Annotated in this window: 19 protein-coding genes; 7 read left to right on the top strand and 12 right to left on the bottom strand. The window is 71.6% G+C overall.

Annotation, left to right across the window (positions count from 1 at the left end; genetic code table 11):
• The 5 genes from VM324_11890 (at window position 1) to VM324_11870 (ending at window position 5,764) form a co-directional block, all read left to right on the top strand.
• Entirely contained in the window at window positions 1-1,686 is a 1,686-nt protein-coding gene (locus tag VM324_11890; protein ID HVL99982.1) for a peptide ABC transporter substrate-binding protein, read from the top strand.
• A 95-nt stretch (window positions 1,687-1,781) separates the two neighbouring features.
• Window positions 1,782-2,756 carry an ABC transporter permease gene (locus VM324_11885; protein ID HVL99981.1) on the top strand — a complete coding sequence of 325 codons (975 nt, stop codon included), beginning with the start codon at window positions 1,782-1,784 and terminating at the stop codon, window positions 2,754-2,756.
• Window positions 2,749-3,666 (top strand): ABC transporter permease, encoded by a 918-nt coding sequence (locus VM324_11880; protein ID HVL99980.1) that lies wholly within the window; start codon window positions 2,749-2,751, stop codon window positions 3,664-3,666. Before VM324_11885 ends, VM324_11880 begins: the two co-directional genes overlap by 8 nt.
• Window positions 3,667-3,668: 2 nt before the next feature.
• On the top strand, window positions 3,669-4,712 hold the full coding sequence (locus VM324_11875; protein HVL99979.1) for an ABC transporter ATP-binding protein: 1,044 nt from the start codon (window positions 3,669-3,671) through the stop codon (window positions 4,710-4,712).
• The gene (locus VM324_11870; GenBank protein ID HVL99978.1) at window positions 4,709-5,764 is read left to right on the top strand and encodes a dipeptide ABC transporter ATP-binding protein; all 1,056 of its coding nucleotides are present in this window, start codon (window positions 4,709-4,711) and stop codon (window positions 5,762-5,764) included. Before VM324_11875 ends, VM324_11870 begins: the two co-directional genes overlap by 4 nt.
• Before the next feature lie 13 nt (window positions 5,765-5,777).
• On the opposite strand, the gene VM324_11865 is transcribed toward VM324_11870, so the two are convergent.
• The 11 genes from VM324_11865 to uvrC form a co-directional block, all read right to left on the bottom strand.
• Window positions 5,778-7,460: an ABC transporter substrate-binding protein gene (locus VM324_11865; protein HVL99977.1), complete on the bottom strand. Its 1,683-nt coding sequence runs from the start codon at window positions 7,458-7,460 to the stop codon at window positions 5,778-5,780.
• Between the two features lie 14 nt (window positions 7,461-7,474).
• Window positions 7,475-7,705, bottom strand: a complete 231-nt coding sequence (secG, locus tag VM324_11860; protein HVL99976.1) for a preprotein translocase subunit SecG — start codon at window positions 7,703-7,705, stop codon at window positions 7,475-7,477.
• Between the two features lie 49 nt (window positions 7,706-7,754).
• On the bottom strand, window positions 7,755-9,296 hold the full coding sequence (locus VM324_11855) for a M56 family metallopeptidase (protein HVL99975.1): 1,542 nt from the start codon (window positions 9,294-9,296) through the stop codon (window positions 7,755-7,757).
• Window positions 9,296-9,700 (bottom strand): BlaI/MecI/CopY family transcriptional regulator, encoded by a 405-nt coding sequence (locus VM324_11850; GenBank protein ID HVL99974.1) that lies wholly within the window; start codon window positions 9,698-9,700, stop codon window positions 9,296-9,298. The genes VM324_11855 and VM324_11850 overlap by 1 nt, the downstream gene beginning before the upstream one ends.
• A gap of 78 nt (window positions 9,701-9,778) precedes the next feature.
• The gene (tpiA, locus tag VM324_11845) at window positions 9,779-10,552 is read right to left on the bottom strand and encodes a triose-phosphate isomerase (protein HVL99973.1); all 774 of its coding nucleotides are present in this window, start codon (window positions 10,550-10,552) and stop codon (window positions 9,779-9,781) included.
• Entirely contained in the window at window positions 10,549-11,757 is a 1,209-nt protein-coding gene (locus tag VM324_11840) for a phosphoglycerate kinase (GenBank protein HVL99972.1), read from the bottom strand. Before VM324_11840 ends, tpiA begins: the two co-directional genes overlap by 4 nt.
• Before the next feature lie 4 nt (window positions 11,758-11,761).
• The gene (gene gap, locus VM324_11835) at window positions 11,762-12,769 is read right to left on the bottom strand and encodes a type I glyceraldehyde-3-phosphate dehydrogenase (protein HVL99971.1); all 1,008 of its coding nucleotides are present in this window, start codon (window positions 12,767-12,769) and stop codon (window positions 11,762-11,764) included.
• A gap of 43 nt (window positions 12,770-12,812) precedes the next feature.
• Complete coding sequence (gene whiA, locus VM324_11830) at window positions 12,813-13,760, bottom strand: DNA-binding protein WhiA (GenBank protein ID HVL99970.1); 948 nt, start codon at window positions 13,758-13,760, stop codon at window positions 12,813-12,815.
• Complete coding sequence (locus VM324_11825) at window positions 13,757-14,701, bottom strand: gluconeogenesis factor YvcK family protein (protein HVL99969.1); 945 nt, start codon at window positions 14,699-14,701, stop codon at window positions 13,757-13,759. The genes whiA and VM324_11825 overlap by 4 nt, the downstream gene beginning before the upstream one ends.
• Window positions 14,702-14,707: 6 nt before the next feature.
• Entirely contained in the window at window positions 14,708-15,568 is an 861-nt protein-coding gene (gene rapZ / locus VM324_11820; protein HVL99968.1) for an RNase adapter RapZ, read from the bottom strand.
• Window positions 15,568-17,451: an excinuclease ABC subunit UvrC gene (gene uvrC / locus VM324_11815; protein ID HVL99967.1), complete on the bottom strand. Its 1,884-nt coding sequence runs from the start codon at window positions 17,449-17,451 to the stop codon at window positions 15,568-15,570. The genes rapZ and uvrC overlap by 1 nt, the downstream gene beginning before the upstream one ends.
• Before the next feature lie 139 nt (window positions 17,452-17,590).
• Here uvrC and VM324_11810 point away from each other — a divergent pair, with 139 nt between their 5' ends.
• Window positions 17,591-17,863, top strand: a complete 273-nt coding sequence (locus VM324_11810) for a hypothetical protein (protein HVL99966.1) — start codon at window positions 17,591-17,593, stop codon at window positions 17,861-17,863.
• A gap of 42 nt (window positions 17,864-17,905) precedes the next feature.
• Here the strand turns inward: VM324_11810 and uvrA are convergent, their stop codons facing one another.
• Complete coding sequence (uvrA, locus tag VM324_11805; protein ID HVL99965.1) at window positions 17,906-20,848, bottom strand: excinuclease ABC subunit UvrA; 2,943 nt, start codon at window positions 20,846-20,848, stop codon at window positions 17,906-17,908.
• A gap of 122 nt (window positions 20,849-20,970) precedes the next feature.
• Between uvrA and VM324_11800 the strand changes: the two genes are divergently transcribed.
• Window positions 20,971-21,627, top strand: coding sequence for an MBL fold metallo-hydrolase (locus VM324_11800; protein ID HVL99964.1), 657 nt, complete (start codon window positions 20,971-20,973; stop codon window positions 21,625-21,627).
• The last annotated feature ends 152 nt before the right edge of the window (window positions 21,628-21,779 follow it).

The following is a 21,779-nucleotide window of genomic DNA, read 5'->3' as shown; positions in this document are numbered from 1 at the left end:
ATGCTCGCTTCCCTGCCGCCTGCCCGCTGGGTGACGCTGCTCGTACTGATGGCACTGGGGGTCGCCGCATGTGCCCCCGGCCAGCCCGACGATCGCGAGGGTGCCCTCCAGGAGGGCGTCACCGAACCTGAGGGCGAAAGGGTCGAGGGCGGCAACGTCATATTCGGCCACGAGCAGGAACCCGCCATCCTCAACCCGGCCCTCACGGAGGGGAACCTCTTCGCGACACAGATCGTGACCCGGCCGATCCTCCTCGGCGCCTACCTCGTCACCCCGGAGTTCGAGTACGTGCCCGAGCTCATCGACGGAGAGGCCGAGACGGAAGGCGGCGAGGACGGCGAGCCGTTCGTCGTGACCTGGAACATCCTCGAGGAGGCGACCTGGAGCGACGGCACGCCGATCACCGCCGACGACTTCGAGTTCACCTACCAGACGGTCATGGACGAGGAGTTCGACATCACCTCCCGCAACGGCTACGACCTCATCACCGAGACCGAGGTCGTCGACGACAAGACCTGGCGCGCGACGTTCGAGGAGCCGTTCGCGCCCTACCGCACGCTCTTCGGCGTCATCCCCGTACTGCCGGCGCACGTCCTCGAGGGCGAGGACTTCAACGAGGTCTGGAACGACGGGATCGTCGACCCCGAGACCGACGAGCCGATCGCCAGCGGCCCGTTCCAGTTCGGCCAGTGGCGGCGCGGCCAGCAGCTCACCATCGAGCGCAACGAGGGCTTCTGGGGCGAGCAGGCCAACCTCGACCGGATCACGTTCCGCTACATCGAGGAGACGCCGACGCTCGTGCAGCAGATCCGCGGCGGGGAGATCAACATCTTCGACCCCCAGCCGCAGGTCGACCTCATCGAGCAGCTCGAGGGCATCGACGGCGTCGAGGTGCAGTCCGACGCCGGCCCGCAGTGGGAGCACATCGACTTCAACCACGACAACCCCGCTCTCGCGAACCAGTACGTCCGTGAGGCGATCATCCGGGGCATCGACCGCGAGGCGATCGTCGAGCAGCTCGTGCAGGGCGTGAACCCCGAGGCCGGCGTGCTGCAGAACGCCATCTTCGTGGAGAACCAGGAGCAGTACGAGCCGCACTGGGACGTCTACGACTACGACCCCGAGGCCGCGATCGAGCTGCTCGAGGAGAACGGCTGCACGCGCGACGGGGACGATGGCGTGTTCACGTGCGACGGTGAGGAGCTGTCCTTCCGCTATGTGTCGACGTCGGGCAACGAGCGCCGGGAGCTGATGTTCGAGATCGTCCAGGCGCAGCTCGCGGAGATCGGCGTCGAGGTGACGGCCGACTTCAGCGAGCCGGCCCAGGCGCTCGGCACCCAGCTGCCCGAGGGCGACTTCGACCTCATCAACTTCGGTTGGGTCGGCAGCCCCGACCCGTTCGGCGGCGACACGATCTTCATGTGCGACGGCGACCTCAACTACATCGGCTACTGCAACGAGGAGGTCACCGAGCTCCTCGAACGCAACACGGGCATCCTCGACGAGGAGGAGCGCTGGGCCGTTTACAACGAGGCCGACGAGCTCATCGCCGCCGACATCCCGCTCATCCCGCTCTTCCAGATCCCGCAGGTGCTGGCCTACGAGGACAACCTCGGCGGCGTCCGCGTCAACGCGACCCAGTGGGGGCCGACGTGGAACGCCTCGGAGTGGTACCTGACGGAGTAGCGATCCCAACCACAGACGCCGCCTCCCCCGGCTACGATCGTGGGGGAGGCGGCTTTTTGCGACCTCCCGCGTCGGCCCCCTGACGAAGGACGTCTGTGGCGACTTATGTCCTGCGGCGGTTGCTGTTCAGCATCCCCGTCCTCTTCCTCGCCAGCGTCATCATCTTCTTCGGGGTCAGCGCGGTCAGCAACCCGCTGTCGATCCTCCAGCAGCAACCGGGCGTCAGCGAGATCACCATCCAGAACATCGCCGAGCGCAAGCACCTCGACGAGCCGATCCCTGTGCAGTACGGCTACTGGGTTCGCGACGCGCTCACCAACCGCTTCGGCACGAACCTCTTCGGCGACCGGGCGATATGGCCCGAGCTGCGCCGGTCGATGTGGTACACGGCACAGCTCGTCGTAGCCGCTGAGATCTTCGCGATCGGCCTCGCGATCGCCATCGGCGTCGTCTCGGCCAAGCGCCAGTACTCGTGGTTCGACAACCTCGCCACCACCGGCAGCTTCGTCGGGTTCTCGATCCCCATCTTCTGGGCGGCGCTCATCCTCCAGGTGATCTTCACGAACCTCTACCGGGCGACCGGGGTGCGCATCTTCTACACGGCGGGACTGAGCTCGGTCGACCCCGGCACCGGCCTCGCGTTCCTCGTCGACCGCCTCCAGCACCTCGCCCTGCCGATCCTCGCGCTGTCCATCACGAGCATCGCCCAGTACAGCCGGTACATGCGCACGTCCATGCTCGAGGTGCTCCACTCCGACTACGTGCGCACCGCCCGCGCGAAGGGCCTGCCGGAGCGCACCGTCACGTCGCGGCACTCCTTGCGCAACGCGCTCATCCCGCTCACCACGGTGATCGGCTGGAACCTCGGCGTCATCTTCGGGGGCACGATCATCATCGAGACGGTGTTCGGCATCCCGGGTATGGGGCGCTACTTCTTCACCGCGCTCAGCATCCGCGACGTCTATCCGCTCATGGCCTGGCTCATGATCACCGCCATCGTCATCATCGTCTTCAACCTCATCACCGACATCGTCTACGGCTACCTCGACCCGAGGATCCGCTATGACTGAGACGTCGACCCGCGACGTACGCGCCGAGGCCCTCGCACGGGAGGGGCTCGAGGTCGTCCCGGTCACCCAGTTGCAGCTGTTCCGGCGGCGGTTCCTGCAGCACAGGCTCGCCATGGCGAGCCTCGTGATCCTCGCGGTCATCTTCCTCGCCGCCTTGAACGCCGAGCGGGTGGCGCCCTACGGGTTCGGAGAGCTCGACCTGCGCAACGCCTCGCAGCCACCGACCTTCGAGAACCTCCATTTCTTCGGCACCGACCGGCTCGGGCGGGACTACTTCAGCCGCGTCCTGCACGGCACCCGCACGTCGGTCATCGTCGCGGGGATCGTCGCGCTCCTCTCGACGGTCATCGGGACGGTGATCGGGGCGGTCGCCGGCTACTTCGGGGGCTGGGTCGACAACCTGCTCATGCGGCTGACCGACCTCGTGCTCGTGGTCCCCGGCCTCGCCGCTCTGCTCGTCCTCGTCGCCTTCCTCGGTCACGGCTCGCCGTACCGCGTCGCGGTCATCCTCGCGACGCTGCTGTGGACGCTCGTCGCCCGCATCGTCCGCGGGTCCTTCCTGTCCTTGCGCGAGAAGGAGTTCGTCGAGGCGGCCAAGGCCTCGGGCGCGCGCGACACACGTATCATCTTCCGCCACATCCTCCCGAACGCGCTCGGGCCGATCATCGTGAACGCGACGCTGACGGTGGCCCTCGCGATCCTCCTCGAGGCGGCCCTGTCCTTCCTCGGCTTCGGGGTACAGCCGCCGAACCCCGCGCTTGGCAAGCTGATCTCCGACGGCCGTGGCACGATGCTCACGCAGTGGTGGTTGGTGACGATGCCCGGCCTCACCATCGTCGTCATCTGCCTGGCCATCAACTTCGTGGGTGACGGCCTGCGCGACGCACTCGACCCGCAGCAGCGGAGGTAGCCATGGCCCAACCGGTGCTCTCCATCCAGGACCTGCAGACCGAGTTCGTCACCGACGACGGGGTCGTCCGGGCCGTGGACCGGGTCAGCTACGACCTCTACCCGGGCGAGACGCTCGGCGTGGTCGGAGAGTCGGGGTCGGGCAAGAGCGTGACGGTCATGAGCGTGCTCGGTCTCGTCCCGCAGCCGCCGGGCCGCATCGTGGGCGGCAGGGTGCTCCTCGAGGGGCGCGACCTCCTCACGCTGTCGGACCGGGAGATGCGGCGCATCCGGGGCAAGGACATCGGGATGATCTTCCAGGACCCGATGACCTCGCTGAACCCCGTGCTGCGGGTGGGCTACCAGATCGTCGAGGCGCTCCAGAGCCACGACCCCGACATCTCCCCCAAGCAGGCCCGGACGCGCGCCGTCGAGCTGCTCGAGATGGTCGGGGTCCCGAACGCCGACGAGCGGTTCGACTCCTACCCCCACGAGTACTCCGGTGGCATGCGCCAGCGCGCGATGATCGCCATGGCCATCGCGAACCGGCCGAAGGTGCTCATCGCCGACGAGCCGACCACCGCGCTCGACGTGACCATCCAGGCCCAGGTCCTCGACGTGCTCGCGGCCGCGCAGCGGGAGACGAACGCCGCCACCGTCCTCATCACCCACGACCTCGGCCTCATCGCCGAGATGGCCGACCGGGTCGTCGTGATGTACGGCGGCAAGGTCGTGGAGGTCGGCAGCGTCCACGCGATCTTCCACGAACCCCGCCACCCCTACACGCTCGGGCTCATGGCGAGCCTGCCCCGGCTCGACATGGACCTCGAACGCCTCTCCCCCATCCCGGGCCAGCCGCCGAGTCTCATCAACCTGCCGCCGGGCTGCGCCTTCCACCCCCGCTGCCGAGTCTACCGAGGGCGCGAGCGGTGCCGCACGGAAGTCCCGCCGCTGTACGAGACGGCGCCGGGTCACCGCTCAGCCTGCCACTTCCACATGGAGGTGGCGGACGAGATCGGGAAGGTCGAGCGTGAGATCGGCGTGGACCTCATGGGGGCCGGCTCGTGAGCGCGCCCTCGGCGCGGCAGCAGGAGGTCCCCGCCGACCTCCACGAGCGCAGCGCCCGCGGGGAGGAGATCCTCCGCGTGGAGGGCCTCGTGAAGCACTTCCCCATCAAGTCGGGGCTTTTCCGCCGACAGGTCGGCACGGTCAAGGCCGTCGACGGGGTGAGCTTCTCGCTCGCGGCGGGAGAGACACTGGGCCTCGTCGGGGAGTCAGGATGCGGCAAGTCCACCACCGGGCGCACGATCATGCGCCTGCTCGACCCGACCGGCGGCAGGGTGTGGTTCAAGGGCCGCGACATCACCGCCTACAGCCGTCGGCAGATGCGCGAGGTGCGCCGGGAGATCCAGATCATCTTCCAGGACCCCTACGCGTCGCTCAACCCCCGCATGACGGTGCGCAACATCATCGCCGAGCCGCTGCGCATCCACGGTCGCTACGACGGTCAGGCGGGCCGCGCACGCGTGGCCGAGCTCCTCGAGCTCGTGGGCCTGAATCCCGAGCACGGCAACCGGTTCCCCCACGAGTTCTCGGGCGGGCAGCGCCAGCGCATCGGCATCGCCCGCGCACTGGCCCTGAACCCCCAGGTGCTCGTCCTCGACGAGCCGGTGAGCGCCCTCGACGTGTCGATCCAGGCCCAGGTCATCAACCTGCTGCAGGAGCTGCAGGCCGAGCTCGGGCTCGCCTACCTGTTCATCGCCCACGACCTGTCCGTCGTCCGCCACATCTCCAACCGGGTCGCGGTCATGTACCTCGGGCGGATCGTGGAGATCGGCGACCGCAACGACATCTACGGCAGGCCGACCCACCCCTACACCCAGGCGCTGCTGTCCGCCGTGCCGATCGCCGACCCCGGTCAGCGGGGGAAGCGCGAGCGCATCGTGCTGACCGGTGACGTGCCGAACCCGACTGACCCGCCGTCGGGGTGCAACTTTCGCACCCGCTGCTTCAAGGGCGACGACCGGTGCGTGCGCGAGGACCCCGAGCTCATCGACCGCTCCGGGCACGGTCACCCGAGCGCCTGTCACTACGCCGAGCTGCGCAAGGTGCTGGGGTGAGATCCGCGGCGGGTCAGCTGTCGCCCGGGTCGACGATCTCCACCGAGACGAGGTCGACGAAGCCCATCGGGTCGTAGACGAGATTCGCGGTGCGGTCGCTCGCGACGGCGGCGTGCCGGTAGGTGAAGAGCGGGACGATCGCCTGGTCCCGGTTGAGGGCGAGGTCGGCCGCCTCCGCGTAGCGCACCTGGCGCTCCCGGGTGTCGAGGGTGGCCCGCGCCTCGTCGAGCAGGGCGTCGACGTCGCCTGCAGCATAACGACCGTGGTTGTGCGCGCCGTCCCCCGAGCCGATGGCCGACGAGTGGAGGATGGGGTAGAGCGCGTTGTCGAGCGTCGGGTAGTCAACCGCCCAACCGAACCGGAACAGGTTCGGCTCGCCCCGGCTCAACGCGGCGAGGTACTCGGGGAATTCCTCGGTGTGCAGCTCGAGGCGGACCCCGACCGCGTGGAGGTCGCGGCGCAGCTGGCGGGCTATGCGCTCGTGGCCGCCGCCACGGTTGAACCACAGCACGAGGTTCGTGATGCCCCGATCGGCGAAGATCGCCGTTGCCGCTTCGGGGTCGTGCCGGCACGCCTGGCACGGCAGCGTGCCGGGTCCAGGGAGGGTCGGGGGAAGCAGGGAGCGCGCGGCGGTCACGTTGCCTTCGAGGACGCCCCCCGCGATCGCGGCCCGGTCGACCGCCAGGCTCAGTGCCCGGCGGACCTCCACGTCGTCGAAGGGGGGTCGCGTGACGTCGACGCCGAGGTAGTAGAGGACCGGGACGTCTCCCCGCAGCAGCCCCGGGCCCGTATAGCCGTCCGGTGACTCCTCGTAGTGCTCGGCGGCGTCGGTGAGGGCGCCCGGGGGCAGCTCGGCGAAGTCGAGCCGGCCCTGCTGGAACGCGAGGTAGGCCGTCTCGGCGTCCATGAACTGGAACACGACCTCGGTGACCGAGGGTCTGGCCACGCGGTTGCGCCAGGCGTCGAACGGCGTCACGCGCAGGAACTGGCCCCGCGCCCAGGGCTCCGAGGCGACGAAGGGGCCGTTGCCGACGGGCTGCCGGCGGAACGCCTCGGGGTCGGCCTGCCAGAGGGTCCGCGGCAGGGGGCCGAGCGCCGGGTGGCCGACGACCGCGGGAAAGTCGGCGTTCGGGCTCGACAGGCGCACCTCGAGGGTGTGCTCGTCGATCGCCGTGACGCCCGCCAGCGCGTCGGCCTCACCGGTGCGCAGGGCCTCGTAGCCCTCGACCTCCCGGAGATGGTAGCCGACCTCGTCCAACCGGACGGCCTGCTCCCAGGCGAACACGAAGTCCCACGCGGTGACCGGTGTGGCCCCGTCGTGGAACATCGCCCGGGGACGCAACCGGAACGTCCACACCCGCCCGTCCTCCGTGGACCAGTCCACGGCCGCGGAGGGTCGCACCTGCAGCTGCTGGGGCTGCTGCCCGCTTGCCGCCCAGGCCGTCAGCGAGTCGAAGAGCGCATCCACGACGGTCAGCGCGGCCGACCCGACCGCTTCGACGGGCACGATGGCGCTCGGCTCGCCGAGTGCATAGCGCAAGGTGCCGCTGTCGGTCGGCGACTCCCCGGCCTCGGGCGTCTGCGCCGGCCTCGGCTCGGTGGTGCCGGTCGCCGTGGGTGATCCGGTGGACTGGCACGCCGCGGCGACGACGCTCAGGCAGACGAGCAGGACGAGCCGTGCGGCGAGGGGGCGCACCCGCCGGCAGAGCCTCAGGCCATCCGCAGGGCGAGCACCACCGTGGTGACGGCGAAGAGCACGCCGGTGATGACCGTGAGACGGTCGAGGTTCTTCTCCACCACCGTCGACCCGGTGGCCCCGCTCATGGCGCCGCCGCCGAACATGTCCGACAGGCCTCCCCCACGTCCCGACTTGAGGAGGATGAACAGGATCAGCACGAGCGACACGAGGACGTGGACGACGATGACGGCACCGGTCAGCACGGGATGATCCTCCGGAGTTGTTCAGGCGCGCCGCGCTTCCGCGACGACCTCATGGTAGCAGCGCGGTCCGTCCGGCCGACGTCGACGAGGTGCGCCCCACAAGAAAGAACCCGACCTGGGGACCGGAGTCGCTCAGGGTGATGAGCGGTCGCGCGGCGCGGACGGTGGCCTCGCGCTGGAGGGGGTCGAGCTCCCAGGAGCGCTGCCCGCCGGTGCGCCACAGCATGCGGGCCGGCGCCGACGGGCCCGTCGCCGCGACGGAGTCCCGCAGCTGCGCCTGGGTCTCCACGCACGGACACGCCCCGCGGTCGGAGGTCGCGCGGAGCGGGGCCACCGCCCCGACGGTCTCGCGAGGTCGGGGGTCGAGCGCTGCGGCCGGGGGCGGAGCGAGTTTCCGGAAGGTCGCGAACGCCGGGGACTCGACCGACTGCGACGGCTGGGCGGTGAGCACGCCGAACGCGAGCATGTCGGCGTCGTGCTCGGCGACGATCCAGCCGGGCAGGGCGAGCGAGGCGGCGGTCGCCGTGGCCAGCACAGCGGCTGCGAGGCCGGTCTCCGCGCGCCGGCGCCACCGGGGCACGACGGGCGCCCGCGCGATCAGCCGCTCGACCCGCAGCCCGATGACCTTCGCGGCCCCCCGCAGGGACCCCGCGCGCCGCGGCGCGGTCACGCGCGCTCCGGCGCCGGCCAGGGCCAGGCGGCGGACGGGCACCGCGGCGCAGATGGCGGTGGGGACGGCCGACGAGCGGCCGCCGTCCCACACCTTGAGGATGCCGGACGCGAGTGCGGCCGGGCGTCCGGTGTGGGCGCTTGCAAGCTCGTCCGCGCTCTCCTCCTGCTCCCGGCGCAGCCAGCGCAGCGCGAAGTGCACGGGAGGCAGGAAGAACGTAAGGTCACGGAACGTGCCGACGGCGAAGCCGAGAAGGGTGTCGCGCCGGCTGATGTGCGCGAGCTCGTGGACGAGCAGGCCCTCGATCTCGGCCTCGTCGAGGGTGTCGAGCAGGTCGGCGTCGACGGCGACGACGGGTCGTCGGACACCGGCGGTGAACGCCCCTCCCGGGCAGCTGTCCAGCACGACCACGCGGGGCACGGGCACGCCCATGCGCCGGGCGTAGCGCCGGACGGTCGCCCGGAGGTCGCCGTGGCCGTCGGGGGGCCGTGACCGTGCGAGCAGGCGCCGGACGGTGAGCAGCCCGGCGGCGCGGCGCAGGAGCAGGGCTCCCGCGACCGTCACGTAGGCGACGACCAGCACGTCGAGTCGCTGCTCGTCGGACATGACCCGCAGGTCCCCGAGCAGGTCGAGGAGCTGGCCGGCGGCTCCCCCCGTCGCGGCAGCGGTCGTGACCCACAGCTGGGGCAGGTACGCCTCGGCGTCGCGCACCGACGCGAGGCCGGCGAGGGCCGCGGTCAGCACCGGAGCGAGGACGAGCAGCCGACGGGCCCGGCTCGTCCGGACGAGGTCACAGCGGACCACGAGAGAGACGAGGGCGAGGGCGGCGAGCGACCCGAGGAGCGCCCGGACGGCGAAGGACTCCGTGACCAGGGAGAGGAGGAAACCGCCCTGGCCGTCCGCCGAGGGTACCGGCGGCACTAGCCCTCCTGTTTCCGCAGGTGGTCGATCCTGTCGCGCAGCGCCTCGAGCGCGGGTGCGTCGGCGCCGTCGTCGATGACCTTGACGAAGTAGCTCATGGCCGGCTCGGGGAAGGAGTCGACCAGCCAGTCGACGACTGAGGTCACCGTCGACTTCGCGTACTCCTCGCGGCTGAGGCTCGGGCGGTAGCGGTGCGCGAGGCCCGAGGTGTCGCGCCGCAGGAGCCCCTTGGATGCGAGCCGCGCCATCGTCGTCATCACGGTGGTGTAGGCGATGTCGCGCTGCTTGGCGAGCTCGGCGTGCACGTCGCGCACCGTCGTCTCACCGAGGTGCCAGACCGTCTCCATCACATCGGTCTCGAGCGGGCCGAGCAACCCGTCGAGCTGGCCTCTGCGGATACCCATGGCGCTTCCCCTGGCTGGTCGCTGACGAGGACCATCGTAGTCGGCCGGTGGGTGGCTGCCCAGCCCCCACACGGGTGGCTACAACCGGTGGTGGCGGCAGATGACCGCGAAGTCCTCCGCGTCGATGCTCGCCCCGCCGACGAGCGCGCCGTCGATGTCCGCGCAGCGCATGAGCTCGGCGACGTTGCCCGGCTTCACGCTGCCCCCGTACTGCACCCGCGCGGTCTCCCCGGCCGCGTGGCCGGCCACCTCCGCGACGGTCTGCCGGACCATCGCGCACATGGCCTGGGCGTCGGCGGGCGTCGCCGTCCGACCGGTGCCGATGGCCCAGATCGGCTCGTACGCGAGCACCATGCCGGCGGCCTGCTCCGCGGTGACCCCGTCGAGGCAGGCGCGCACCTGGCCGACGACGACCTTCTCGGCGTCTCCGGCCTCGCGCTGCTCGAGGCTCTCGCCGACGCAGAGGATGGGAGTCATCCCGTGGGCGAGCACCGCCCGCACCTTGCGCCCGACGATCTCGTCGGTCTCGCCGAACAGGGTGCGCCGTTCGGAGTGACCGCAGATGACGTAGCGGACCCTCAGCCGGGCGAGCATCCGCGGGCTCACCTCCCCGGTGAACGCCCCCTCCGTCTCCCAGTGACAGTTCTGGGCACCGAGGCCGATCGGCAGCCGGTCTCCCTCGGTGAGGGTCTGGAGGCTGCGCAGGACGGTGAAGGGCGGGATCACGACGATCTCGTTGGTCCTGTAGTCGCCCGGCTGGAGGTGGTAGACGAGCTGCTGGACGAGGGCGATGCCCTGGAGATGGTCGAGGTGCATCTTCCAGTTGCCCGCGAGGATGGGGCGCCGGCTCACCGGGCCGCCCCCCCGGGGCGCAGCGCGGCCACGCCGGGCAGGTCGGCACCCTCGAGGAACTCGAGGGAGGCGCCCCCACCGGTCGACAGGTGCGACACCTGGTCGGCCAGACCGAGGCGGCGCAGCGCCGCGGCGCTGTCGCCCCCGCCCACGACGGTGTAGCCGCGGCATGCAGCGACGGCCCGCGCGATCCCCTCGGTGCCGGCGGCGAACGCCTCCCACTCGAACACGCCCATGGGGCCGTTCCACAGGATGGTCTCGGAGGAGCCCACGGCGGCGCTGAAGCGCGAGACGCTGTCGGGCCCGATGTCGAGGCCCATCCAGCCGTCGGGGATGCCGTCGGCGGAGACGCGCCGGTGCTCGGCGTCGGCGTCGAACGACTCCGCCGCGACGACGTCGACGGGCAACAGGATCTCCACCCCCGTGTCCGCCGCCCGGTCGAGGAGGTCGGCGACGACATCAAGGCGGTCGGGCTCGACCCGGCTCGCCCCGACCTCGCAGCCCTTGGCCCTGAGGAACGTGAAGCACATGGCGCCCCCGATGACCAACCTGTCCACGCGGGGCAGGAGGTTGTCGAGGACCCCGAGCTTGTCCGACACCTTCGCACCGCCGATCACGGCGGTGAACGGCGGGGAGGGGTCCTCGAGCAGCCGCGACAGCGCCCGGATCTCTCTGGTGAGAAGGTCACCGGCGACCGCCTGCTCGACCCTGGGCGGCACTCCGACGACGCTCGCGTGCGCCCGGTGGGCGCTCCCGAACGCGTCGTTCACGTAGGCGTCGCCGAGGCCGGCGAGTGCGTCGGCGAACGTGGGGTCGTTCGCTTCCTCCCCGGGTTCGAACCGGAGGTTCTCGAGCAGGAGGACCTGCCCGTCGGCGAGCGCCGCGGCCTGCGCCCGGGCGTCGTCGCCGACGACGTCGCGGGCGACCGCCACCGGCGCCGCGAGCAGCTCGGCCATGCGGTCGGCGACCGGCGCCATCCGCAGGTCGTCGACGACGCGACCCTTCGGCCGGCCGAGGTGGCTCATGAGGATCACCCGGGCGCCGCGCTCGCGCAGGTGGCGGATGGTCGGCAGGGACTCCTCGATGCGCAGCTCGTCGCTGACCTCGCGCCCGTCGAGGGGCACGTTGAGGTCGGCGCGCACGAGCACGCGCTTGCCGGCCGGGTCGAGCGCCTCCAGGTGGGGGACGTCGGCGGTGTCGCCCACGGTCCTACAGTCGCTCGCCGACGTAGGTGGTGAGGTCGACGAGGCGGCACGAGTAGCCCCACTCGTTGTCGTACCAGCCGAGCACCTTGACCATCTGCCCGCTCGCCATGGTGGAGGGGCTGTCGAGGATGCAGCTGTGGGGGTTGCCGACGATGTCGGTCGACACGATCGGGTCGGTCGCGTACTCGATGATGCCCGCCATCGGGCCCTCCGCGGCGGCGCGGAACGCCTCGTTGACCTCCTCGGCGGTCGTCTCACGCCCGAGCACGACGACGAGGTCGGTGATCGAGCCGTCCGGTACGGGCACGCGCAGGGCGAGGCCGTCGAGGCGTCCTTCGAGCTGCGGCAGCGACAGCGCCGCCGCCTTCGCCGCCCCGGTCGTCGTCGGGATGATCGACAGGGCGCCGGCACGGGCGCGTCGGAGGTCCTTGTGCGGCTGATCGTGCGTGCCCTGGTCGTTCGTGTAGGCGTGCACCGTCGTCATGAAGCCCTGCTGGATGCCCCCGAAGTTCTCGTCGAGGACCTTCGACATCGGCACGACGCTGTTGGTCGTGCAGCTCGCGTTCGAGATGACGTCGTGCGCGGCGGGGTCGTAGTCGCCCTCGTTGACGCCCATCACCACGGTGACGTCCTCGTTCTTGGCCGGGGCCGAGATGATGACCTTGCGGGCGCCCGCGTCGAGGTGCTTCGCCGCCTTGTCGCGGGCGGTGAACAGACCCGTCGACTCGATGACGAGGTCGACGCCGAAGTCCTTCCACGGCAGGTCGGCGGGGTCGCGCTCGGACGTTATGGTGATCTCCCGGCCGTCCACCACGATCCGGTCGCCACCCGCCTCCACCGTGCCCTCGAACCGCCCGTGGATGCTGTCGTAGCGCAGCAGGTGCGCCAGCGTGCCGGCGTCGGCGAGGTCGTTCACGGCGACGATCTCGAGATCTGCCGACCGTTCCTTCGCCGCACGGAGGAAGTTGCGCCCGATGCGCCCGAAACCGTTGATGCCCACGCGGATGGCCATGTGTGCTGTCCTGTCTGTCGTCCCTGGCGCTGCCGTCGGCCGGTCACTCTACCCAACGGCGCCCGGCGTCCAATTCCTCGGCCAGGGCCGTCAGCGCGGCGAGGCGCCGATGGACGGTGGTCTTGCCCACCGGCGGGTCGAGGAGGGCGCCGATCTCCGCGAGGCTCGCCTCGGGGCTTGCGAGGCGAGTGAGGGCGATCGCCCGCAGCTCCTCGGGCAGGTCCGGCCACGACACGCTCGCCATCGCCCGCTCGATGGCGGCGGCCTGCCGTGACGAGGCCGCCACCGCGCGCGACAGGTTCGCGCGGTCGGCGTTCGCGCTGCGGTTGGCCTCACCGCGCAGCTGTCGCCGCAGCCGCTGCCCGTCCCAGTGCAGGAACGCGGTGTGCGCCCCCACCCTGGCAAGCACCGCACCGATCGCGGCGCCCGACTTGCACGTCACCCGCCAGCCGTCGTGGTCGCTGGCGCGGGCTCCGCGCCCGCCGCAGGGCACGAGGAGCCGCGCGAGGCCGGCGGCGGCCGCCTCGCCGGGGGCGCGCACCTCCAGATGCGGCGGCCGGCGGGGGTCCGACAGGCTGCCGGCAACCATGAGGGCACCACGCACGTAGGCCGTCTTCCCGGCCGCGGACCGGGTGAGGGCAAGGGCGGCGCCCGCGGCCGGCCGCCCGTCCGGCGCGACGATGCCGAGCCGGGCGAGCAGCGGGGTGACGCCACCGTCGAGGCGCAGCCGGTAGACGGTCGCGGCCCGCAGACCGGTCGGCTGGTGCACCTCCACGGTGGCGTGCGCCGGCCCGAGCGCGTCGAGGCTGGCCCGCAGGCGCCGAGCGACCGCACCGACGTCAGTGGCGACGGTGTACCCGACGCCGGCCCCGCCCCGAATCTCGAGCACACCCCCGAAGCGGAGCATCGCCGAGGCCTCCGCGAGACGGCTGTCGTCGTCGCCGGGCTCGGTGTGCGCGAGCTCCTCGCGCACCTGGTGGGTGAAGCTCACGTCGCCAGCGCGGCCCGGTCGACGAGCGGAGCGAGCGCCGCGGCGAGCCGCTCCGGGTCGTGCCCCCACCCGACGGCGCCGGCGGCGTCACGGGCGACGAGGTCGGCCCGCAGCACCTCGTCGACCCGTGGGTGGGACAGCGCCACCCCCAGGGGGTCGCCCTCACCGGCCCCGACCGGTCCGTCGTGAAGGACGACGGCGCCGAGCCGCAGACCGGGGAGGTGGTCGAGCAGCGCGTCGACGTGGGCCTGCGCGTCGAGCCCCGCCGTCTCGCCCGGCTGGGTGAGGATGTTGCCCACGTACACGACGCGGGCGGCCGTGGTCGTGAGCGCCCTGGCGAGCCCGGGGACGAGGAGGTTGGCGAGCACGCTCGTGAAGAGGCTGCCCGGCCCTAGCACGACGAGGTCGGCGCCGTTCACCGCCGTGGCCGCCTCGCGGGTCACCGGCGGGTCGGCCGGCTCGAGCCACACCCGGTCGATGCGTCCCTGCGCCGCGGCGACCCGCACCTGCCCGTCGACCTCCTCGCCTGCCACCCGCGCTTTGAGCCGCACGGCCTGCGCCGTGGCCGGCAGCACCCTCCCGGCACAGTCGAGCAGCTGCGCCGCACGGTCGAGCGCGGCGACGAAGTCGCCCCCCGCCTGCTCGGCGAGTGCGACGAGCACGAGGTTGCCAAGGGCGTGACCCTCGAGCTGCCCTCGGGCGAAGCGGTGCGCGAGGGCCGCGGCGAGGGGCCGGTTGCGCGCGAGGGTCAGGAGCGCCATCCGCAGGTCGCCGGGGGCGATGATGCCGAGGTCGCGGCGCAGCCGGCCGCTCGAGCCCCCGTCGTCGGCCACCGTCACCACGGCCGTCGGCGCGAGACCGAGACGGCGCAGGGCCTCGAGCGCCCGCGCGAGGCCGTGGCCGCCGCCGATCGCGACGACGCGGGGCAGGCGAGCCGGCATCGGGCCTTACTCCTTCAGACGGTCCCGGTGCTCGACCTGGACCGCGACGTCGAGGGTGCGGATGTGGGCGGCGAGCTCCTCGCCGAGGACAACGGAACGATGCTTGCCGCCGGTGCAGCCGATCGCAACGGTGAGGTAGTGCTTGCCCTCCTTGACGAAGGCCGGGACCATCACGTCGAACAGCTCGTAGAGGCGCTTGAGGAACTCGCCGGTTTCAGGCTGCCCGAGCACATACTCGCGGACCGGCTCGTCGAGACCGCTGTACGGGCGCAGGTCGTCGTGCCAGTGGGGGTTGGGCAGGAACCGCACGTCGAGGACGATGTCGGCGTCGCGGGGAGCGCCGTTCTTGAAGCCGAACGTGACGACGTTGGCGACGAGGCCGGCGCGTGAGCCGCCGCCGAACGCGTCGACGAGGCGCTCACGCAGCTCGTGGACGTTCGTGTCGGTCGTGTCGACCACGAGGTCGGCCTCGGCGCGGAGGTCGGCGAGCAGCGCCCGCTCGCGGGCGATGCCCTCGACGACGCGGTCGCGCCCGGAGAGCGGGTGCGCGCGGCGGGCCGCCTCGAAACGCTTCACGAGCGCCTCGTCGCTCGCCTCCAGGAAGAGGACGCGGGGTGCGAGGTCGCGCTCCCGCAGCGCCGCAAGCGTGTGCCGCAGGTCGCCGAAGAACTGCCGTCCCCGGGCGTCGACGACGAGCGCGACCCGGTCGACGCTCGAACCGGGCGCGGTCGCGAGGTCGACGACCCGCTCGATGAGGGAGGGTGGGAGGTTGTCGATCACGAAGTACCCGAGGTCCTCGAGCACCTTCGCGGCAGTGGTCCGCCCGGCGCCGGACAGCCCGGAGATGATCGCGAGGTGCGGCCGCATCACGCGGCCACCTTCCGGAGGTGGTCGTGGACCGCCCGCGCGAGCGTGAGGGAGATGCCCTCGACCGCGGCGAGGTCTTCGACGCTCGCCTCGCGGACGCGCTTCAGCGAGCCGAAGTGCTCGAGCAAGGCCTTGCGGCGGGCGGGGCCGATACCCGGGATGCCGTCGAACGCCGACGCGGTCATCTCCTTGCCGCGCAGGCTGCGGTGGTAGGCGACCGCGAACCGGTGTGCCTCGTCGCGGATGCGCTGGACGAGGTAGAGCGCCTCGCTCGAGCGGGGGAGGACGACGGGCTCGGACCGGGCGGGCAGGAAGATCTCCTCCATCCGCTTGGCCAGCGCGCACACGTCGACGCCGTCGACGCCAAGCTCGTCGAGGGCCGCCTGCGCGGCCGACAGCTGACCCCTCCCCCCGTCGATGACCACGAGGTTCGGCGGGTAGGCGAACCGGCCGCCGTCGCGCTCGTCGACGGGCCGGGTCGCCTCGGCGAGGTAGTTGCGGAACCGTCGGGAGATCACCTCGTGCATCATCGCGAAGTCGTCCTGGCCCTCGACGCCGCGGATCCTGAACCGGCGGTACTCGGACTTGCGCGGCAGGCCGTCCTCCATGACGACCATCGACGCGACCGAGTTCGTCCCCTGGAGCGTGGAGATGTCGTAGCACTCGATGCGCAGCGGCGCCTCGGCGAGCCCGAGCGCCTCCTGCAGCTCGTGCAGCGCCTGGCTGCGGGCGGTGAAGTCCTTCGCCCGCTTGAGCTTGTGCTGCATGAAGGCCTCCACCGCGTTCTCGCGCACGGTGTCGAGGAACGCGCGCTTCTCCCCCCGCTTCGGCACCCTGATGGCGCACGACCCGCCGCGCAGCTCGGTGAGGAGCTCCTCGAGCGTCGCCCGGTCGGCCGGCTCCACGGGCACGAGCACCTCCCGGGGCACGTCCTCGTCGCGCTCCATCGCCAGCTCGAGGATGAAGCGGCCGACGAGCTCGCCCGCGTCGAGGTCCTCGACCTTGTCGACCGTCCAGCCCTTGCGCCCCACCACCCGACCCTTGCGCACGAAGAACGCCTGGAACGCCGCCTCGAGGTCGTCGTCGTGGTAGTGGACCGCGTCGAAGTCCTCCCGGCGGCCCGTCACCACCGCCTGCTTCTCGAGGACCTTGCGCACGGCCTCGAGCTGGTCGCGGATCCGCGCCGCCGCCTCGAAGTTCAGCTTGGCGGCCTCGCCGGTCATGCGGTCCTGGAGGTCGTCGAGGGTCCCGGCGGTCTCACCCTCGAGGAAGGCGATGAGCCCGTCGACGAGCGTGCGGTGCTGCTCGGGGGTCACCGCGCCGACGCAGGGGGCGGAGCAGCGCCCGATGTGGTGGGCGAGGCTCGGGCGGCCCGTCCGACGGCACCGCTCGAAGACGCCCGGCGAGCAGGTGCGCACCGGGAAGACCCGTAGGAGGAGATCGAGCGTCTCGCGTATGGCGTAGGCGTGCGCGAAAGGCCCGAAGTAGCGGGTGCCGTCCTTGCGGGGGTTGCGGCGCACCATCGCGCGCGGGATCTCGTCCTGCACGGTGATCGCCAGGTACGGGTAGCTCTTGTCGTCGGTGTACCGCACGTTGTACCGGGGCAGGTGCCGCTTGATGAGGTTGTACTCGAGGTGCAGGGCCTCGACCTCGTTCGCCGCCACGATCCACTCCACGCTCGCCGCCACCTCGAGCATCGCCCGTGTACGCTGCGGGATGCCGCCCCACGCCCCGAAGTAGCTCGCAAGGCGCGCGCGCAGGTTCTTCGCCTTGCCGACGTAGACCACCCGTCCGCGCCTGTCGCGCCACAGGTAGCAGCCCGGCTCGGTGGGGACGGTGCCGGGATCGGGGCGGAACGCCAGCGCGGGGTTGGCTGCGGGCATGGGTGCCATTGTCGCATCCCGGAGGGGTCGGGGCCCGCCGGCGCCCACGCGGGCAATCCCGCAAAGGTGATTGTGGCGCCCGTCCAGACGCGCCATGATGCGGGCGTCGGGTTCACCTTCTACGGGCAGGAGATCGGCCATGGGGCTGCTGGCATTCGTCGTCATTGGGTTGGTCATCGGGTTGCTCGTGCGGGCCGTGGCGGCTCTGGCGGCCGATGACGCGTCGGGAACGGTCCTCATGACGGTGGCGGGCATGGTCGGTGGCCTCGCCGGCGGGGTGCTCGGGGCCCTTGCCGTCGGGGTGGACCCCCTCGCGCAGTTCTTCAGTGCGGTGGCGTGGGGGGCTGCCGCGGCCGGCGCCGTCGTGCTCGTCGCCGTCTTCCTCCTCATCAGCGAGCAGGGAGGGGCGTAGGTCCGGCCGCTGCCGCCGCCGGCTCCTTGGAGCCGAGGCCTGTCAGACCAGGCTCGTGAGGAACTTGCCCGTGTAGCTCTGGCCGACCCTCGCGACGTCCTCCGGCGTCCCCTCCGCGACGACGGTGCCGCCTCCCGAGCCGCCTTCGGGGCCGAGGTCGATGACCCAGTCCGCGGTCTTCACCACGTCGAGGTCGTGCTCGATGACGATCACCGTGTTGCCCTTGTCGACGAGCCGGTGGAGCACGGTGAGCAGCTTGTTCACGTCGTCGAAGTGCAGGCCGGTGGTGGGCTCGTCGAGGATGTAGACGGTCTGCCCCGTGGCGCGCTTGCGGAGTTCGCTGGCAAGCTTCACCCGCTGCGCCTCGCCCCCGGACAGGGTCGTCGCGGGCTGGCCGAGGCGCACGTAGCCGAGGCCGACGTCGTGCAGAGTCTGCAGGTGGCGGGTGATCGAGGGGATGTTCGCGAAGAAGGCGAGTGCCTGCTCGACGGACATGTCGAGCACCTCGCTGATGGAGCTGCCCTTGTAGTGGACCTCGAGCGTCTCGCGGTTGTAGCGGGCGCCCTTGCACACCTCGCACGGCACGTAGACGTCGGGCAGGAACTGCATGTCGATCTTCAGCGTCCCCTCCCCCGCGCAGGACTCGCAGCGCCCTCCCTTGACGTTGAAGCTGAACCGTCCGGGCTGGTAGCCGCGCACCTTGGCCTCCTGCGTGGAGGCGAACAGCTTGCGGATGTGGTCGAACACGCCGGTGTAGGTGGCCGGGTTGGAACGCGGCGTCCGCCCGATCGGCGACTGGTCGATGCCGACGACCTTGTCGACGTGGTGCAGGCCGTCGATGCGCCGGTGGCGCCCCGGCACGACCTTGCTCGCGTACACGTGGCGGAGCAGGCCCCGGTGCAGGATGTCGTTCACGAGCGTCGACTTGCCCGACCCCGACACGCCGGTCACCGCGGTGAAGGTCCCGAGCGGGAAGCGCACGTCGAGGCCGCGGAGGTTGTGCTCCTTCGCGCCCCGCACGACGAGCTCGCGACCCGGCGTGGCTGGCCGCCGGCGGTCCGGCACGGCGATCTCGCGCCTGCCCGCGAGGTACGCCCCGGTGTGCGACCGGGGGTTGTCGAGCAGCGACGGGAGGTCCCCGGAATGGACGATCTCCCCGCCGTGCTCCCCGGCGCCCGGGCCGATGTCGACGAGGTGGTCGGCGGCTTCGATCGTCGCGCGGTCGTGCTCGACGACGATGACGGTGTTGCCGAGGTCGCGCAGCCGGATCAGCGTCTCGATCAGGCGCTCGTTGTCCCGCTGGTGCAGACCGATCGACGGCTCGTCGAGCACGTACAGACAGCCGACGAGGCCCGAGCCGATCTGCGTGGCGAGCCGTATGCGCTGCGCCTCCCCACCCGCGAGGGTGCCCGCGGCACGGTCGAGCGTGAGGTAGTCGAGCCCGACGTCGAGGAGGAACTGCAGCCGCGCGCGAACCTCCTTGAGGATCCCGTGGGCGATGAGCGCCTCGCGGTCGGTGAGCTCGAGACGGTCGAAGAACACCTGGGCGTCGCCGACCGACTGGGCGCAGGCCTCGGCGATGTTCTTGCCGCCGACGGTGACCGCGAGCACGAGCGGGCGCAGGCGGGCGCCACCGCAGTCGCTGCACGGCACCTCGCGCATGTACGCCTCGATGCGCTCCTTCGTGTGGTCCGAGTCGGTCTCGGTGTGGCGCCGCAGCAGCTGCGGGATGACCCCCTCGTAGGTCGCCTGGTACTGGCGCTTGCGACCCCACCGGTTCGTGTAGCGGACCTGCACGCGCGTCCGCGCCGGCAGGCCGTAGAGGAGCTTGCGGCGGTCGGCCGCCTTGATCGTGCGCCACGGCGAGCGGGGGTCTATGCCGATGTGCTCGGCGACGGCGCGCAGCAGCTGCTCGTAGTACGTCGACGTGCTCCCGGTCGCCCAGGGCAAGAGCACGCCCTCCTCCAGGGAGAGGTCCGGGTCCCCGACGACGAGCTCGGGGTCGACCTCGAGGCGCGTGCCGAGGCCGTGGCAGGTCTGGCAGGCGCCGTAGGGGGTGTTGAACGAGAAGTTGCGGGGCGCGAGCTGGTCGAACGACAGCCCGCAGTCAGCACAGGCGAGGTGCTCGGAGAAGGTGAGGTACTCGGGCTCTCCCAGCCCGTCGCGCGGGGGGACGACCTCGACCGCGGCGATGCCGTCCGCGAGACCGAGGGCCGTCTCGATCGAGTCGGCCAGCCGCCTCCGGATGCCGGGGCGCGCGACGAGGCGGTCGATGACGACTTCGATGGTGTGCTGCTCGTAGCGGGGCAGCGCCGGCGGGTCGGCGAGGTCGACGACCTGCGGCTGGTTGGGCCCGCTCGTGACGCGCGCACGGGCGAAGCCCCGGCTCGACAGGTCGGCGAGGAGCTTCTCGTAGTGGCCCTTGCGACCCCGGACGACCGGCGCGAGGACCTGGAACCGTGTTCCCTCCGGCAGCCGCTCGACCTGGTCGATGATCTGCTCGGCGGTCTGGCGCTCGATGGGCTTGCGGCACTCCGGGCAGTGGGGCTTGCCGATGCGGGCGTAGAGCAGACGGAGATAGTCGTAGACCTCGGTGATCGTGCCGACGGTCGACCGGGGGTTGCGGCTCGTGGACTTCTGGTCGATGGAGATTGCCGGGGACAGCCCCTCGATGAAGTCGACGTCGGGCTTCTCCATCTGGCCGAGGAACTGGCGGGCGTAGGCCGACAGCGACTCGACGTAGCGACGCTGCCCCTCGGCGTAGATGGTGTCGAAGGCGAGGCTCGACTTCCCCGACCCCGACAGGCCGGTGAAGACCACGAGCGCATCCCGGGGGATCTCGAGGTCGACGTCCTTGAGGTTGTGCTCACGGGCGCCGCGGATGAGCAGCGAGTCGCGGCTCGAGTGGCTGGGCACGACGGCAGGCTCCGCGTCGGGCAGGCAACGGTCTTCGGCCGTGCGGGGAAGGGACCGCGTGGTCCGCACGTGCGTGATTCTACCGGCGGATGCCGGGGCCGGCTCGACGTCGCCGGATGGCCGGCCCGCTGCGACCGAGGTGGACGGCGGCGGCACGGTTGACCGGCACGCGGCGGAGGTAGGACAACCGGATGAGCGAGGAGTACACCGGCCACGTCGATCCGGGCGGGCCCACCGCCCGCCGCGTCGTCGAGGGGGGCGGGGCGCGCGTGGAGATCCGCAAGCTGTCCGTCGGCGGGCTCGACAACAACGCCTACGTCCTGCGGGACACCGACTCGGTCCAGGCGCTGCTCGTCGACGCCGCCGACGAGGCCGACCGACTGCTCGCCGAGCTGCACGGGCTCGAGCTCGTGGGCATCGTGACCACGCACGGCCACCGCGACCACTGGCAGGCCCTCGACGAGGTCGCCGACGCCACCGGCGCGCCCGTGTACCTCCACCCGGGCGACCAGCGCCTCGTGCCCCGCCCCGCGGACCGCGAGCTGCGCGACGGCCTGCGCATCGGCTTCGGCGCCGCTGGTGTGACCGCCGTCCACACCCCGGGCCACACGCCGGGCAGCACCTGCCTGCTGCTCGGGCGCCATCACCTGTTCACCGGCGACACCCTGTTCCCCGGCGGTCCTGGGCGGGTAACGAACCCGGTCGAATTCGAGCAGATCATGCAGAGCCTGGAGCAGCGTCTTTTCACGCTGCCCGACGACACCTGGGTGTATCCCGGCCACGGCGACGACACGACCCTCGGCGCGGAGCGTCCGTCGATCCCGGAGTGGCGCGCACGCGGTTGGTAGCAACTGCGAGGCCGTGGACTTTCGCAGTTTTGAGCCTTGGCGCGTTGCGATGGCCGCGGGGGGCGGCGGGCGTGGCGGTGATGATGTTGTGCCGGGGTTGGGGCCGGTGAGGCCCCGTGGTTAGGCGGCGCGGGCCAGCGTGTCGATCAGCG

Source organism: Egibacteraceae bacterium (assembly GCA_035540635.1).
Taxonomy (GTDB): Bacteria; Actinomycetota; Nitriliruptoria; order Euzebyales; family Egibacteraceae; genus DATLGH01.
This window is presented reverse-complemented; position numbering and strand designations above follow the sequence as displayed.

Coding starts and splice junctions, on each gene's coding strand:
- VM324_11890 (HVL99982.1), top strand. CDS start 1: ATGCTCGCTTCCCTGCCGCCTGCCCGCTGGGTGACGCTGCTCGTACTG.
- VM324_11880 (HVL99980.1), top strand. CDS start 2,749: ATGACTGAGACGTCGACCCGCGACGTACGCGCCGAGGCCCTCGCACGG.
- VM324_11875 (HVL99979.1), top strand. CDS start 3,669: ATGGCCCAACCGGTGCTCTCCATCCAGGACCTGCAGACCGAGTTCGTC.
- VM324_11850 (HVL99974.1), bottom strand. CDS start 9,700: ATGGGTATCCGCAGAGGCCAGCTCGACGGGTTGCTCGGCCCGCTCGAG.
- gap (HVL99971.1), bottom strand. CDS start 12,769: ATGGCCATCCGCGTGGGCATCAACGGTTTCGGGCGCATCGGGCGCAAC.
- VM324_11825 (HVL99969.1), bottom strand. CDS start 14,701: ATGCCGGCTCGCCTGCCCCGCGTCGTCGCGATCGGCGGCGGCCACGGC.
- rapZ (HVL99968.1), bottom strand. CDS start 15,568: ATGCGGCCGCACCTCGCGATCATCTCCGGGCTGTCCGGCGCCGGGCGG.
- uvrC (HVL99967.1), bottom strand. CDS start 17,451: ATGCCCGCAGCCAACCCCGCGCTGGCGTTCCGCCCCGATCCCGGCACC.
- VM324_11810 (HVL99966.1), top strand. CDS start 17,591: ATGGGGCTGCTGGCATTCGTCGTCATTGGGTTGGTCATCGGGTTGCTC.
- VM324_11800 (HVL99964.1), top strand. CDS start 20,971: ATGAGCGAGGAGTACACCGGCCACGTCGATCCGGGCGGGCCCACCGCC.